This is a genomic window from Actinomadura sp. SCN-SB (assembly GCF_043906805.1).
Taxonomy (GTDB): domain Bacteria; phylum Actinomycetota; class Actinomycetes; order Streptosporangiales; family Streptosporangiaceae; genus Spirillospora.
On record NZ_JBIMPP010000011.1, the window covers coordinates 48760 to 63681 of the forward strand.

The 14922-nt window shown below is 72.4% G+C and carries 15 protein-coding genes; 6 read left to right on the forward strand and 9 right to left on the reverse strand.

Annotated features, from left to right (window positions below; translation table 11 throughout):
* Window positions 1-19 precede the first annotated feature (19 nt).
* Window positions 20-1435 (forward strand): aldehyde dehydrogenase family protein, encoded by a 1416-nt coding sequence (locus ACGWYJ_RS09790; RefSeq protein ID WP_395105369.1) that lies wholly within the window; start codon window positions 20-22, stop codon window positions 1433-1435.
* A gap of 1 nt (window position 1436) precedes the next feature.
* On the opposite strand, the gene ACGWYJ_RS09795 is transcribed toward ACGWYJ_RS09790, so the two are convergent.
* The gene (locus tag ACGWYJ_RS09795; protein ID WP_395105370.1) at window positions 1437-2273 is read right to left on the reverse strand and encodes a VOC family protein; all 837 of its coding nucleotides are present in this window, start codon (window positions 2271-2273) and stop codon (window positions 1437-1439) included.
* Between the two features lie 118 nt (window positions 2274-2391).
* Between ACGWYJ_RS09795 and ACGWYJ_RS09800 the strand changes: the two genes are divergently transcribed.
* Entirely contained in the window at window positions 2392-3825 is a 1434-nt protein-coding gene (locus ACGWYJ_RS09800) for an FAD-dependent oxidoreductase (RefSeq protein ID WP_395105371.1), read from the forward strand.
* A 49-nt stretch (window positions 3826-3874) separates the two neighbouring features.
* Here the strand turns inward: ACGWYJ_RS09800 and ACGWYJ_RS09805 are convergent, their stop codons facing one another.
* Genes ACGWYJ_RS09805 through ACGWYJ_RS09820 form a run of 4 tightly spaced genes read right to left on the reverse strand, consistent with a single transcriptional unit; the run spans window position 3875 to window position 7717 of the window.
* The gene (locus ACGWYJ_RS09805) at window positions 3875-4807 is read right to left on the reverse strand and encodes an ABC transporter substrate-binding protein (protein WP_395105372.1); all 933 of its coding nucleotides are present in this window, start codon (window positions 4805-4807) and stop codon (window positions 3875-3877) included.
* A gap of 53 nt (window positions 4808-4860) precedes the next feature.
* Window positions 4861-5691, reverse strand: a complete 831-nt coding sequence (locus tag ACGWYJ_RS09810; protein ID WP_395105373.1) for an ABC transporter ATP-binding protein — start codon at window positions 5689-5691, stop codon at window positions 4861-4863.
* Window positions 5688-6719 carry a FecCD family ABC transporter permease gene (locus ACGWYJ_RS09815; protein WP_395105374.1) on the reverse strand — a complete coding sequence of 344 codons (1032 nt, stop codon included), beginning with the start codon at window positions 6717-6719 and terminating at the stop codon, window positions 5688-5690. The genes ACGWYJ_RS09810 and ACGWYJ_RS09815 overlap by 4 nt, the downstream gene beginning before the upstream one ends.
* Entirely contained in the window at window positions 6716-7717 is a 1002-nt protein-coding gene (locus ACGWYJ_RS09820) for a FecCD family ABC transporter permease (RefSeq protein WP_395105375.1), read from the reverse strand. Before ACGWYJ_RS09820 ends, ACGWYJ_RS09815 begins: the two co-directional genes overlap by 4 nt.
* A 266-nt stretch (window positions 7718-7983) precedes the next feature.
* Here ACGWYJ_RS09820 and ACGWYJ_RS09825 point away from each other — a divergent pair, with 266 nt between their 5' ends.
* The 3 genes from ACGWYJ_RS09825 to ACGWYJ_RS09835 all read left to right on the forward strand — a co-directional run bounded on the left by ACGWYJ_RS09825 (window position 7984) and on the right by ACGWYJ_RS09835 (window position 10145).
* Window positions 7984-8808, forward strand: coding sequence for a hypothetical protein (locus ACGWYJ_RS09825; protein WP_395105376.1), 825 nt, complete (start codon window positions 7984-7986; stop codon window positions 8806-8808).
* An 86-nt stretch (window positions 8809-8894) separates the two neighbouring features.
* Entirely contained in the window at window positions 8895-9299 is a 405-nt protein-coding gene (locus tag ACGWYJ_RS09830; RefSeq protein WP_395105377.1) for an Hsp20/alpha crystallin family protein, read from the forward strand.
* 96 nt (window positions 9300-9395) lie between these two features.
* Window positions 9396-10145, forward strand: coding sequence for an NYN domain-containing protein (locus ACGWYJ_RS09835; protein ID WP_395105378.1), 750 nt, complete (start codon window positions 9396-9398; stop codon window positions 10143-10145).
* Here the strand turns inward: ACGWYJ_RS09835 and ACGWYJ_RS09840 are convergent.
* Window positions 10142-11029, reverse strand: a complete 888-nt coding sequence (locus ACGWYJ_RS09840; RefSeq protein WP_395105379.1) for a universal stress protein — start codon at window positions 11027-11029, stop codon at window positions 10142-10144. The two genes, ACGWYJ_RS09835 and ACGWYJ_RS09840, sit on opposite strands and share 4 nt — an antisense overlap.
* A 150-nt stretch (window positions 11030-11179) precedes the next feature.
* On the opposite strand from ACGWYJ_RS09840, the gene ACGWYJ_RS09845 reads away from it, so the two are divergent.
* Window positions 11180-12496, forward strand: a complete 1317-nt coding sequence (locus ACGWYJ_RS09845; RefSeq protein ID WP_395105380.1) for a nicotinate phosphoribosyltransferase — start codon at window positions 11180-11182, stop codon at window positions 12494-12496.
* Window positions 12497-12526: 30 nt separating this feature from the next.
* On the opposite strand, the gene modA is transcribed toward ACGWYJ_RS09845, so the two are convergent.
* From modA to ACGWYJ_RS09860, 3 genes are all read right to left on the reverse strand, one after another.
* Complete coding sequence (gene modA / locus ACGWYJ_RS09850) at window positions 12527-13303, reverse strand: molybdate ABC transporter substrate-binding protein (protein WP_395105381.1); 777 nt, start codon at window positions 13301-13303, stop codon at window positions 12527-12529.
* A gap of 41 nt (window positions 13304-13344) precedes the next feature.
* Window positions 13345-13761 (reverse strand): molybdopterin-binding protein, encoded by a 417-nt coding sequence (locus ACGWYJ_RS09855; protein ID WP_395105382.1) that lies wholly within the window; start codon window positions 13759-13761, stop codon window positions 13345-13347.
* A 213-nt stretch (window positions 13762-13974) separates the two neighbouring features.
* On the reverse strand, window positions 13975-14835 hold the full coding sequence (locus ACGWYJ_RS09860; RefSeq protein WP_395105383.1) for an NADP-dependent oxidoreductase: 861 nt from the start codon (window positions 14833-14835) through the stop codon (window positions 13975-13977).
* Window positions 14836-14922 lie beyond the last annotated feature (87 nt).

Here is a 14922-nt window from a genome sequence, read left to right on the forward strand (position 1 = left end):
AGGATCTTTGGAGGCGTCCATGGGACGACCGATCGGCGTGCGCGACCCCCGCACCGGCGCGACCGACCACACCCTCGTCTGCGCCGACGCCGCGGAGGTCGGCGCCGCGGCGGAACGGGCGCGCGCGGCGCAGCCCGGATGGCTGGCCCTGGGCGCCACCGGACGGGTGGCGGCGCTGCGGTCGTTCCGCGACGCGCTCGCCTCGCGGGACGAGGCGATGCTGGACGCGCTCGTCCGCGACACCGGGCGCCTGCCCGTCTCGCGGCTGGAGGTGGACAGCGTGCTGGCGTCGCTGGACCGCTGGTGCGTGCGCGCTCCTGAGCTGCTCGCCTCCGACGGCACCGTCCCGACCTCCATGCCGGGCATCGCGCTGCGCCAGGAGCCGCTGCCGTACCCGCTGGTCGGCGCCATCAGCCCGTGGAACTTCCCGCTGCTGCTGGCGATGATCGACGCGGTGCCCGCGCTGCTGGCCGGATCGGCGGTGCTGCTCAAGCCGAGCGAGATCACGCCCCGCTTCGCCGAGGTCCTGCGCGAATGCGTGGCCGCCGTCCCGGAGCTGGACGGCGTGCTCACCGTCGTGGACGGCGACGGCGCCACCGGCGCGGCCGTCGTGGACGTGGTCGACCTGATCTGCTTCACCGGCAGCGTCCGCACCGGACGCGCGGTGGGCGCGGCGGCCGCGGCCCGGTTCATCCCCGCGTTCCTGGAGCTCGGCGGCAAGGACCCGGCGATCGTGTGCGCGGACGCCGACCTCGACCGCGCCGCGCGGGCGATCCTGTTCGGCGGGACGGTCAACACCGGCCACTCGTGCATGTCGATCGAGCGCGTCTACGTGGCCGAGCCCGTGGCCGACCGGTTCGTGGACCTGCTGGTCGCGCGGGCGCGCAAGGTCGGCCTCGCCTACCCGGGACCGGCGGACGGCGAGCTGGGGCCGGTCATCTCCGCCGCGCAGATCGGGATCATCGAGGACCATCTCGCCGACGCCGTCGCCCGGGGCGCCACCGTCCACTGCGGCGGCGAGGTGCGCGTCCTGGGCGGCGGCGCCTACGTCGAGCCGACCGTCCTGACCGGCGTCGACCACGGCATGCGGATCATGCGGGAGGAGACGTTCGGCCCGATCCTGCCGGTCATGCCGTTCGCGGACGCCGACGAGGCCGTGGCACTGGCCAACGACAGCGAGTACGGCCTGTCGGCCGCCGTGTTCGCGTCCACCACCGAGGCCGCCATGGAGATCGGGCTGCGGCTGGAGGCGGGCGGCATCAGCGTCAACGACGCGTCCCTCACCGGTTTCGTGATGGACGGCGAGAAGAACGCCTTCAAGTCCTCCGGGCTCGGCGGATCGCGGATGGGTCCCGCCTCCCTCCGGCGCTTCTACCGGCAGCGCTCCTTCCTGATCCGCGACCCGCGGGACACGGCGCTCTGGTGGTTCGCGTGAGCTAGGGCGTGAGCCGGGCGTGCCTGACCTGGAGTTCGATCCCGGCCGGGCCGCGCAGCGTGGTGCCGTCCAGGCGCGTGGCCCCCGCCTTGACGAGGTCGTCCAGGGTCGCCCCCGGATCGTCGGACGCGAACACCAGGCGGCGCAGGCCGAGCGGGGACGCGGTGCGGTCCGCCGCGTCCACCCCGCGGAACGACATGATCTCCAGCCGGGCGGGCGGGTGGTCGCGCGCGACCAGGAACGTCAGCCGCAGCGACGCGCCCTCCGGCATGCCGGTCATCCGGTCGAACGGGTCGCCCGACATCTCGCCCTCGAACAGGACCTCCAGGCCGCCCGCCCCGGTGAAGAAGGCGACGGCCGCGTCATGGTCGTCCGGGACGAGCACGGCGGTGTGCAACTCGCCGTGCAGGCGCCGCGCGTCGCCTTCGAGAGCGGGGCTGGGCCGGTGCGCGGCGCCGGCCCGCGGGATCGTCCACCAGACGCCGTCCGCGCCCAGCGCGACGAACTCGCTGAGCGTCGCGGCGCCGTAGGGGTAGGTCACGCGGTCGCGGGACGTGCCGCCCGCGGCGTCGATCGCGGCGGCGGTCCGCTCCAGGTCACGGGAGTAGATGCCGAGCAGCCGCGGCCCGATGTCCCAGATCCGGGGGGCCGGGGTCGCGGGGACGCCGGGCGCGGCGGCGAGCCGGAGCCGCCCGGTCGGCGATCCCGCGACGCCCAGTAGGGCGCCGCCCGCGTCCCGTTCGAGGACCTCCAGGCCGAACGCCCGGGTGTGGAAGTCGATGGACGCGGCCGGATCGCGGGTGGCGACCACGGCCTCGATGACCGCTCCGAGCGGCATGGGCAACCTCCGAGTACGCGCCGGGTACTTGCGCCCACCCCGTGCGGGCGAGCACCATGAACCGACCATACTGAAACATAGTTCCTCATTGCGGAACGCAGAGGGGTGAAATGCGCCGATGACCCAGCAGTACGACCTCGTCATCATCGGAGCCGGCACCGGGGGCATCCCCTGCGCGATCGAGGCCGCGGCGCTCGGCGCCCGCGTGCTGCTGGTCGAGAAGGACTCCAGGATCGGCGGCACCCTGCACACCACCGGCGGCCACATGTCGGCGGCGGGCACGCGGCGCCAGCGCGAGCGCGGCATCGAGGACTCCGTCGAGGCGCACCTGGCCGACATCGAGCGGATCAGCGGCGGCACCGCCCGCGCCGACCTGGTCGAGATGGCCGCCCGCAACGCGCCCGAGACCATCGAATGGCTGGCCGACCAGGGCTTCGAGTTCGCGCCAGAGACGCCCCGGCTCGTCTACGGCCACGAGCCCTACGGCGTCCCCCGCACCTACTACGGCAAGGACGCCGGGCTGTCGATCCTCGCCGTCCTCAAGCGCCTGCTGGACGAGCGGATAGCGGCGGGAGGCGTCGAGTTGTGGCTGCGCAGCACCGCCTTCTCCCTCACCGAGGCTCCCGGGGAGTCCCCCCGCGTCGGCGTCCTCCGCTCGGGCGTGGACGAGATCGAGGTGACGGCCCCGGCGATCGTGCTCGCCACCGGCGGTTTCGCGTCGGACGCCGACCTGTTCCGGGAGCTGGAGGGCGGGACGCTGGTCAGCGCCGCGCATCCCACGTCCACCGGCGACGGCCTGGTCATCGCGCGGGAGGCGGGCGCGGCGATCGCCGGGCAGGGCCGGTACCTGCCGACCTTCGGCGGTCTCCCCCACCCCACGACGCCCGGCAAGGCGTTCTTCGAGGAACGCCCCCTGCTCGTCGCCACCGAACGCCTCCCCTGGGAGATCTACGTCGACCGGCGGGGACTCCGCTTCGTCGCCGAGGACGAGCCGAGCATCGACACCAAGGAACGCAGGCTCGCCACGTCCACGGACGGGACCTTCTGGACCGTCTTCGACGACAAGGCCCGGCTCAACTCCGTCCCCATGGTCGTCGGCTGGAGCCCCGAGGACGTGCTGTCCAAGGCGGGCGTCCGCGCCGGCGTCCACAAGGCCGATACGCTCCCCGAACTCGCCGCGCTGGCCGGCATCGACCCGGACGGCCTCACCGCCACCGTGGCGCGTTACAACACGGCCGTCGCCGAGGGACGCGACCCGGAGTTCGGCCGCACCCACCTGCCCGCGCCCATCGCCGAGCCGCCCTTCTTCGCCATGGAGAACCACGCCATCACCCTGGTCACCTTCGCCGGCCTCGACGTCGACGAGCACCTCCGGGTCCGCCGCACCGACGGCACCCCCATGGCGGGCGTGTACGCCCTGGGCGAGGTGATCGGCGCCGCCGCCACCTGCGGGAACAGCTTCTGCGGCGGCATGCTCGTCACCCCCGCCCTCACCTTCGGCCGCCTCCTGGGCCGCCGCCTGGCACGCGCTCACTCCCCGTCCGGCGGCTGATGGCCGCCCCCGGGCCGGCACGGGGCCGGCCCGGGGGCTCCGTCCGCGGTCAGGCTTTGGCCAGGGGCGTCACATAGGTCCGGATGTCGTTGAGGATCTTCCCGGCGGCCGTGACACCGATGCCGGTCATCCAGATCTCGTCGTCCACGACCTTCACGCGCCCGTCCTTCACGGCGCCCAGCTTCTTCCACAGCGGACCCGCGGTCACCGTCGACATCTGCTCGGCGGCCTTCTGCCCGAACGCGCTGACGAAGATGAAGTCGCCGTCGACCTGGTCGATCCGTTCCGTGCTGATCGGGGCGAACCTGCGGTCGTCCTTGCCCTCCAGTAGCTGGGCCTTCGGGCGCCCCAGGCCGATGTCGTTCAGCACGATCCCGGCGAACGACTCCGGCCCGTACTGGCGGATCTCATCGGGGCGGAAGCGGATGAGGCTGATCTTCAACGCGGCCGGGTCGCCGAGCCGCCGCCCGAGCTGCTTGGCCTGTGCCTCGTACTGCTGGAGCTTCTGCCGACCCTCGTCCTTCTTGCCGACCGCCTCGGCGTCGAGCTGGAAGTTCTCCTTCCAGGTGATCCCGACCCTCTCGGTGAACACCGTGGGGGCGATCTTCGCGAGTTCGGCGTAGAACTTCTCCTGGCGGAACTTCGACCCCAGGATCAGGTCGGGCTTGAGCGCGGCGATCGCCTCCAGGTCGGGCTGCTGGAGCGTGCCAACGGACTTCACCTTGGCGAACTCGGGGCCCAGGTACTTGGGCATGCCGGACGCCTGGTCCGGCAGCGCCGCGCCGACCGGGGTGATCCCGAGGGTGTAAAGGCTGTCCAGCTTGTCCTGGTCAAGGACAACGACGCGCTTCGGGTGCTCGGGCACCCGGGTCTCGCCCATGGCGTGCTTGACCGGACGGGTCGGTCCGTCGGCCGTGTCGGCGCCGCCGCCTCCGCACGCGGTCAAGGCGAGTCCGCTCGTCACCGCGATGGCCAACGTCATGCCAAGCCGTCGCGTGAGTGAAGGGAATTTCACAGTCATCCTCCGTTTATGTGTCATGCCGGAGCGTCCGGCACCACCATCGGCGCCCCGGTGGCGGGGCAGGGCACCACGACGCCGGCCAGGCCGAACACATCGGCCAGGCACTCGGCGTTCATCACCTCGGCGGGGCTGCCCTGGTCCACCACCCGCCCGGCCTTCATGACGATGAGATGGTCGGCGTAGCGGCACGCCTGGTTGAGGTCGTGCAGTACGGCGATCACCGTTCGGCCGCCGTCCCGGTTCAGCCGCCGCAGCAGATCGAGCACCTCGATCTGGTGGGCGAGGTCGAGGTAGGTGGTCGGTTCGTCGAGAAGGAGCGCGTCGGTGTCCTGCGCGAGCGTCATGGCGATCCACACCCGCTGCCGCTGCCCGCCCGACAGGGCGTCCACGGCCCTGTCCCGCAGGTCGGTCAGGCCGGTGAGGGCGAGCGCGAGCTCGACCGCCGCGGAGTCCTGCGCGCTCCACTGCCGGAACCAGCGCTGGTACGGCTGCCGTCCGCGCGCCACCAGGTCGGCCACGCTGATCCCCTCGGGGATGACCGGGCTCTGCGGGAGCACGCTCATCCGGCGGGCCAGCTCGCGGGTGGGCAGGCCGTGCACGTCGGCGCCATCGATGAGCGCGGCGCCGTGGCGCGGGGACAGCAACCGCGCGAGCGTCCGCAGCAGCGTGGACTTCCCGCACGCGTTCGGGCCGATGACCACGGTGAACGCGCCGGCCGGGATCTCCAGGTCCAGGCCCTCGATGACGAGCCGGTCGCCGTATCCGACGCTGAGGTCGCGGGCGGCCAGCCGTACGGGGTCGCGCGCCTCCGTCCTGGTCTCGGTCCGGACGTCATCGGTCGTCATCGGGTCCTCCGCAGGAGCAGCCAGAGCAGATAGGGGCCGCCGAGGACGGCGGTCAGCACGCCGACGGGAAGCTGGACGGGCGCGAACGCGGTACGCGCGACGAGGTCCGCGAGCACGGTCAGCAGCGCTCCGGTGACCGCGGCACAGGCCGGCGGCGGGCGCTCGGCACGGACGATGCGCCGGGCGAGCTGGCCCGCGGCCAGGGCCACGAAGTCGACGGCGCCCGCCTGCGAGATGGCCAGCGCGGCGAGCAGCACCGCGATCGCGCCCAGCGCGAGACGCCGCCGCTCCACACGGACGCCCAGGCCGCGGGCCACGTCGTCGTCCAGTCCCGTGGTGCCCGTCGCCCGGCCCGCCCACAGCAGGGCCGGCAGCAGCACGACCAGCGGGATCAGCAGCACACGGGCCTCGTCGTATCCCGTCCCCGCCAGACTGCCCGCCAGGAAGATCTGCGCCCGTTGCCCGTCGATCGGGTCGGCGCCGACGATGAAGACCTCGGTGAGCGCCTTCGCCGCCATGGCCACGGCGATGCCGCACAGGACGAAACGCTCGGCGGCCAGCCCGTACCGCAGCGACACCACGAACACCACGGCGGCCGCCCCGAGCCCGCCCAGCAGCGCGAGCGGCCCCAGCCAGACGGCGCCCGCACCCGTGCTGACCGCGATGGTGGCCGCGAGCCCGGCGCCCTGGCTGATGCCGACGACGTCCGGGCTGGCCAGGGGGTTGCGCGCGATGGACTGCAAGAGCGCCCCGGACAGCCCGAACAGGGTCCCGACGGCGAGCGCCACCACGAGGCGGGGCAGCCGCAGGTCCTGGACGACGACGGTGAAGGGGCCGTCGCCCGCGAGCGCGCGGACGACCTCGCCCGGCGCGATGTACGTGCTGCCGACCCCGAGCGAGAGCACCGCCGCGCCCGCGGTGAGCACGGTCAGGACGAGGAACACGACGGCCGCGCGGTGCCGCAGCACGAAGGTCATCGGGCCGGCGGCCAGGACGGTGCTGCCCGCCGCCGGATGGGCCGTTCTCACGCGGTCACCGTCCGTCCGCGACGGACCAGCAGGATCAGCAGCGGCGCGCCGATGAGGGCGGTGACGACCCCGGCCTTGACCTCGGCGGGCGGCACGACCACCCGGCCGATCACGTCCGCGGTGAGCAGGAGGGCGGGGCCGAGCAACAGCGACACCGCCATCACCCAGCGGTGGGCGGCGCCGACCAGCCCGCGTGCCAGATGCGGCACGGCGAGCCCGACGAATCCGACCGGCCCGGCGGCGGCGACCGCGGCGCCGGCCAGCACGACCGCCGCGACGGCGGCGACCAGGCGCACCTTGTCCACGTCGCGGCCGAGCCCCCGGGCGACGTCATCGCCCAGGGCGAGCGCGTCCAGGCCGCTCGCGACGCCGAAGGCCATGACGGCACCGACGGCCACGAACGGCAGGACCCACAGCGCGACCTCGCCCGTCCGGCCCGCCAGGGACCCGACCGCCCAGAACCGGTACTGGTCGAAGGTCTGGGTGTTGAGGGTGAGGACGGCGATCACCACGCCGGTCAGGGAGGCGTCCAGGCCCGCCCCGGCCAGTGCCAGGGTGACCGGTGAGGCCCCGTCCCGGGTGCGTGCCGCCACGGCGTAGACGAAGGCGCCCGCCAGCGCGGCGCCGGCGACGCCGAACCAGATGTAGGAGCGCAGCGTGGTCAGCCCGAGAACGCTGATCGCCACGACCACGCCCAGCGAGGCGCCCGAGGAGACACCCATGATCCGTGGATCGGCCAGAGGATTGCGGGTCAGCGCCTGCATCAGCACCCCCGCCACGGCCAGGGCGGCACCGGCGGCCACGCCGACGACCGTCCGGGGCACCCGCAGTGAACGTACGATCAGGGTCTCGTCGTCGTTACCGGAATGCAGGAGGGCGTGCACCACGTCGCCGGGCGCGATGCCCCGGCTGCCCGCCGCCAGGCTCGCCAGCGCCGCGGCCACCAGCAGCACGGCCGAACCCGTCAGCACGGCCAGCCGCTTGCGCGTCCCCGCCACTCGCCACCTGCCGTTCCCCGAATCGACCCAACGAGTTAGGTTAGGCACACCTAATCGCGGCGCGATCTTAGAGGACGAGGGTCGTGTCCCACAAGTCCGTACATGTCACAGGCTGGATCGGGGGGCGGCGGGGTACCGGTCAAGCCAGGGGCCTCGCACCCCGGAAAAGGGACTTTCGGCCCTGGCCTGAGCCGTGCGCGACGGGCAAGGTGGCTCCGGTCGTGTGCGTGGCCGTGGAGGGTGGTCGCGTGATGAGGAGGCGAGCGATGCCCGGTGACGAGCGGTACCGGTCATGGGCGATGGCGGGACGCGCGTACGAGGTGGTGTCCCGCCGATCCGCGGCACCGGGCGAGATGACGCTCACGCTGCGCCCGGACCACGGTCACACCGGTCATGCCGAGCCCGCCGTCGCGGCCCTTCCGGGGCAGTACTGGGTCCTCCGTACGGCCACCGGGATGCGCCTGCCGGTGGTCGGCGCCCACGCGCCCGAGGGGCCGCTGGAGCTCACCACGGTACGGATGCCCTGCGGGCCCCCACCGGCCCAGGTGGGCGAGCGCGTCATGGTGCGCGGCCCGTTCGGCAGCGGCTGGGACCTGGAGATCGCGGTCGGCCGGACGGTGCTGTGCGTCGCCTGGGAGTCCCGGCTGGGACTGCTGCGATCGGCGGCGGACCAGCTGATCGCCTCCCGCCCCCGGCACGCCGGCCTGCGGATCTGGGTGGGCGGGCGCACCCCTCCGGCGGCCTCGTCCCGCGCCGACCTGAGCCGGTGGGCCCTGCGCGGAGCGGACGTCACGGTCGTCTCCGGGGGCGATGTCGCGATGACCGAGGCCGTCCGCCAACTGGACTTCCCCCCGGAGGCCGGCGTGGCGCTGCTCGCCGGTCCTCTCCCCATGATGAAGGCGACCGCCGAGGCGCTGGTCCGGCACGGCGTCCCGGCGGGACGGATCCAGCTCGCCACCCATCGGCTCATCCGGTGCACCAACGGGCGATGCGGCAACTGCCGGGTCGGGGGCAAGGGCCACCCCCTCTTCGCCTGCCAGAGCGGACCCGTGATCGGCTACGACCTGCTGACCGCGCCGTCACAGGGGTAGACCCCGCTTCGGAATCGGCCCGGCGTTACTCCGTGGATGCCACGGGAAGGGGACCTTCCACGTGGAATCGTATAGAGGGGGTCACGATGAGTGTCCTGGAACGCTGGGAGCCGAGGCATCTGTTCCCTGATCTGTTCGACTGGCTGGACTCGGCGCGTCCCGGCTTCAGCCAGGCCATCCGGGTCGAGGACTACTCCGAGAACGGCACCTACGTGGTCCGCGCCGAGCTTCCCGGCATGGACCCCGACAAGGACGTCGAGATCACCGTGTCCGACGACGTGCTGCACATCCACGCCGAGAGGCGCGAGGAGACGAAGGAGCCCCGCCGGTCGGAGTTCCGTTACGGTTCGTTCGACCGGTCTCTGGTCCTGCCCGCCAAGGTCAAGGCCGAGGACATCAAGGCGTCCTACGACAAAGGCGTCCTGACGGTGCGAGTTCCGATGCCAAAGGACACCCAGAAGGAGCCCAAGCGGGTCGCCATCGAGAAATAGCTCTCTCCCGCGAGGGTCGTGCCACCTGGGCACCGGGCCGTCTCTGGCCCGGTGCCCTTCACCCCGTACCCCCAGCCCCGGAACGAGGGACCCAGCATGGTCAGCGACAACTCCACCAGGCTCGCCGTGCTCATCGACGCCGACAACACCCGTCCCACGATCATCGAGGGGCTGCTGGCCGAGGTCGCCAAGTACGGAACCGCCCACGTCAAACGCGCCTACGGGGACTGGACCGGCACCGGGCTCAAAGGCTGGAAGGACCATCTGCTGGCCCAGTCCATCCAGCCGATCCAGCAGTTCGCCTACACGTTCGGCAAGAACGCCACCGACGCGGCGATGGTCATCGACGCGATGGACCTGCTGTACTCAGAGCGTTTCGACGGGTTCTGCATCGTCTCCAGCGACAGCGACTTCACCCGCCTGGCCGCGCGGATCCGCGAGTCCGGCCTGACCGTCTACGGGTTCGGCGAGCACAAGACGCCCAAGCCGTTCGTGGCGGCGTGCGACAAGTTCATCTACATCGAGAACCTCACCGCGCCCGACGGCGGGGCGCCGGCGCCCGCCCGCCAGGCCGCCAAGCTCAAGGCCGACACCGCGCTGGTGCGCCAGCTCCGCAACGCCGTGGAGGCCGCCTCGGACGATGACGGCTGGGCCCCGCTGGCTTCGGTCGGCCACATCATCACCAAACAGCAACCGGACTTCGACTCCCGCACCTACGGCTACACCAAGCTCAGCGACCTGATGGCCGCGACGAGCCTGTTCGCGCTGGACCGCCGCAGCCCCGGCGAGGGGAAACCGTCCGTCATCTACGTCCGCGACAAGCGCCACCGGAACAGCGGCCCCTAGGAACCGGCCGGTTCTTCGGGCCCGTGGACGACCGCCACAGGGCAGTCCGCGCTGTGGAGCAGGGCGTGGCTGACCGATCCGAGCATGAGGCCACGGATCCCGCCCAGCCCGCGTGAGCCGACGACGAGCAGGCGGGCACCCAGAGACGCCTCCAGCAGCACCTCATGCGGAACACCGGTCACGACCCTCCCTCGCGCGTCCACCTCGGGATGGCGCCTGCGCAACGGTGCCAGCAGCCGGGCCAGCCGTGTCTCGGCCAGCGCGCCCAGCTCGTGCTGCTCCACCAGTGGCGGCAGCGCGACCTCGGGTGAGGGGCTCCAGGCGACGATCGCGGTCAGCGGGACCCGATGGACATCGGCCTCGGTGAAAGCCAGCTCCAGGGCGGCCTGTGAAGCGGCCGAGCCGTCCACACCGACCACCACACGGCCCCGTTCCTCCCCCGCCCCGGCCTCGGGCTCGCCGCGGAGCACCACCACCGGGCAGGCGGCATGCGCGGCCACCTGGGCGCTCACCGAGCCCAGCACCAGACCGGCGAACCCGCCCAGGCCACGGGAACCCAGGACGATCATCTCGACCCGCCCGCTCAGCTCGATCAGCTTGGCGGCCGCCGATCCCCGTTCCAGGTCGGAGCGCACCTCAAGGCCGGGCGCGGCGTCGCGGAGACGCTCCACGCCCTCGTCCAGGATCTCTTGCGCCACGGTCCGCAGATCCACGACGGGCATGCCGATCGACGCGCCGAAGTTGAACTCCCACACGTACGTCACGGTGACGGGCAGCCCACGGGCCGCGGCCTCGTCCGCGGCCCAGCGGAGGGCCCGCGCACCGGCGTCGGAGCCGTCATAGCCGACGACGACGCCGGCCGGCTCGGCGTTCGTGGTGCTCATGCCCGCTTTCCCCCTGTCCAGGAACGACGCTGCCGGACTACCGATCCTTACCCTCAGCAGCGAACCCAATCAGCCTCGCCGCGGCAGTGGAGACGCTCAGTAGTTGGGCATGTACCTGATTCCAGGAGACGACGGCGAGGTACGAGCACGATGACCAGCGGACTGCTGACCGATCTGTACGAGCTGACGATGGCGGCGAGCTACCTTCGCCGCGGCATGACCGGCCCGGCCACCTTCAGCCTGTTCGTCCGCCGCCTGCCGCCCGATCGCGGCTTTCTCCTCGCCTGCGGCCTGGAGGACTGCCTGAGCTTCCTGGAGGACTACCGGTTCTCCCAGGACGACCTGTCCTACCTCGAAGAGCGACAGGGTTTCGACGCCCCGACGCTCCGGGCGCTGGAGGCGCTGCGTTTCACCGGGGACGTGTGGGCCGTCCCGGAGGGCCGCGTGGTGTTCGCCGGGGAGCCCCTGCTGGAGGTGACCGCGCCGATCAGCGAGGCCCAGCTGGTCGAGACCGCCCTGCTCAACCACATCACCTTCAACACCACCATCGCCACCAAGGCCGCGCGATGCGTGCGGGCGGCGGGCGGGGCCCAGGTCATCGACTTCGCCTTCCGCCGGACCCAGGGCATCGACGCCGGGATGACCGTCGCCAGGGCCTCCCACATCGCCGGGTTCTCCGGCACCAGCAACGCCGAGGCCGCCCGCCGGTACGGCATCCCGGCCGTGGGCACCATGGCCCACTCCTACATCGAGGCGTTCCGGGACGAAGAGGCGGCCTTCACCGCGTTCGGCACCGACTTCCCCGACCGCACCACGCTGCTGGTCGACACCTATGACACCCTCGACGGCGTCCGCACGGCGATCCGCACCGCCCGCCGGACCGGACTCGGCTCGCTCGCCGGCGTCCGGCTCGACTCCGGGGACCTGTACGAGCTGTCCGTCCAGTCCCGCCGCCTGCTGGACGAGGCGGGCATGACCGACGCCCGGATCGTGGCCAGCGGAGGGCTCGACGAGTACCGCATCGCCGAGCTCACCGAGGCCGGGGCACCGATCGACATCTACGGCGTCGGCACCAAGATGGGGGTGTCGGCCGACGCGCCCCACCTCGACAGCGCCTACAAGCTGGTCGCCTTCGAGGACAGGCCGGTCATGAAGCTGTCCACGGGGAAGGCGACGGCGCCGTGCGCCAAGCAGGTGTATCGCGGTCCGGAAGGCGACATCGTCGCGTTGCGGGACGAGCCCGCGCCACCGGGCACGCAACCGCTGCTCGTCCCGGCGATGACGGCCGGACGCCGTACGTCGCCCCCCGAGCCGCTGGACACGGCCCGCGAACGATGCGCGGCCGACCTCGCCGCTCTGCCCGATGCGTTCACCCGGCTCCGGAACCCGGAGACCGGCACGGTACGCCTGAGCGAGGCACTGGAACGCACCCGCGACCGCCTCCGCAGGGAGCTGGCGCCGGGCTGACGGCTTCCGCGAAGACCGCCGGGGGCGGGATCAGGGGGCGTCGAAGCCTGCCGCCGTAAGGACGTCCCTGCCCTGGGCTGACAGGACGAGCTGGAGGAACTGCTTGGCCAGGCCGGGTTGCGGTGCCTTGCTCAGGGTGACGATGGGGTAGTCGTTGATGGCCTGGGCGGACTCGGGGAAGTCGATGCCGATGACCTTGGCGCCGGCGGCCTTGACGTCGGTGCGGTAGACCAGGGCGGCGTCGGCCTCGCCCAGGGTGACCTTGTTGAGAGCGCTCTTGACGTCCCGTTCCAGGGACGCGGGCTTGACGGTCACCTTGGCGGCGGCCAGGGCCTTCTTCGCGGCGGCGCCGCAGGGGACCTGTTCGGCGCACAGCACGACCTTGAGGTCGGGATCGGCCAGGTCCTGGAGAGTGGCGACCTTCCCGGGGTTGGCGGCGGGGACGGCGATCTGGAGCCGGTTGCGGGCGAACGTCTGTGGCCGGTCATCGGCCAGGTCGGCGTCCGTGACGGTCTTCATGGTGGCGGGGCTGGCCGAGGCGAAGACATCGACCGGGGCGCCCTGGGTGATCTGCTGGGCGAGGCCCGAACTGCCGCCGAAGTTGAACCGGACCCTCACCCCCGGGTGGGACCGCTCGAAGGTCGTGCCCAGCGCGGTGAAGGTCTCGGTCAGCGACGCGGCGGCGAACACCGTCACCGTCTTACCGCCCCCGCTTGAGGCGCCGTTGTCGACGTCCCCGCAGCCGGCGATCGCCGTGGCGGCCAGGGCGAGGCCCAGGAGGGCGGTGGTCAGGTGTTTGAACGACACGGCGGGCTCCTTGGGAGGTGAGGCTCGGGTTGCGCCCCAGGTCAATGAGGAGTGGTGCGTTCGACCACGACGTTGGTCGACTTGATGACCGCTTCGGCGAGAACGCCGACCTCAAGGTCGAGCTGGTCCGCCGCCTCCCTGCTCATCAGCGACACCAGCCGGTAGGGACCGGTGGTGATCTCCACCTGCGCCATGACGCGATCGCGAACGACCTCGGTGACGATGCCGCGCAGGCGGTTACGCGCCGAGGAGGTCGCGGCGGTGTGCCCGGCCTCGCCGTCGGCGATCCTGGCGCGGGCGAAGGCGGCCAGGTCCGCGCCCTCGACCACGCGCCGTCCACCCTGGTCACGGCGCGCGGGCAGCCGACCGGCGTCCACCCAGCGGCGCACGGTGTCGGGGCTGACTCCCAGCACCGCCGCGACCTCGTTGATCCGGTACTCCGCCACGTTCCTCACCATACTCTCGCAAAATCCATGCCCCAAGGCCTCCTAGTGAGGCATCTGCGCTCGACTAGAGGGAATCGGCTTGCATCTGAGCAAGCTCATCGGAGCTGTCACGTCCGGGGGTGAACGCCCTGCCCGTTCTCACCCAAAGGCCAGTGAGAGGGCATCGCCGGGGGCGCGTGCGAGCGATCCATCCGAGCGACCGTCTCCGGGGCGAGCGGGCGGGTTTCACGCCTGGGCGCCTGGAGGGTCGGGGACGAGGACGATCTTGCCGAGGACATGGCCCTCCTGGACCTCGGCGAGCGCCTCACCGGCCTCGTCGAGCGGCCGGACCTGCGTGACGCAGGGATCCAGCCTTCCCGTTGCGACCAGCTCGGCGAGTTCTTCGAGAACGGCGGTGCTGCGGTCCCGCTCGACCGTCCGGCCGCCCAGCTCATGGACCAGCGGCCGGTCGGCCACCGACAGCAGCCTCGACCGGTCCTCGACCAGAGCCGCGACGGTGCTCAGGGCATCGCCGCCGACGAGGTCGAAAACGGCGTCCACCCCGTCCGGCGCGGCGGCGCGCACGCGATCCAGGACACCCTCCCCGTAGGCCACCGGGGTCGCGCCGAACCCGGCGACGAGGTTGTGCTTGGCCGGGCTCGCCACCCCTACGACCTTGAGCCCCCGGGCCCGCGCGAGCTGCGTGACGGGGATCCCCACGCCGCCACCCGCGCCATTGACCAGCAACGTCGCCCCGGCGGGCAGCGCGAGGTTCTCCAGCACGTCGTACGCGGTGCCCGCCGCGACCGGCAGGACCGCGGCCGCCTCCGGAGCCACGGCGCCGGGCCGGTGCGCCGCGAAGGACGCGGTGACCAGCGCCTGCTCCGCCCAGCCGCCGACCATTCCCGGGCAGCCGCCGAACACCTCGTCGCCGACCGCGAACCCCGTCACCTCCGGTCCGACGGCGGTGACGGTCCCGGCCACCTCACGCCCCAGCACCGCGGGGCCGACCGTTCCGTAGGAGCCCTCGCGGAGCCGCCAGTCGCCGGGGTTCACCCCCGCGGCACGCACCCGGACGAGCAATTCACCCGCACCGGGAGTGGGCACCGGGACATCGAGGAACGTCTCGTTCTCCGGCCCGCCAATCGCAGTGAATCCGTACGCCCGCACTCTCGCTCCCCACGACGTCGCGTC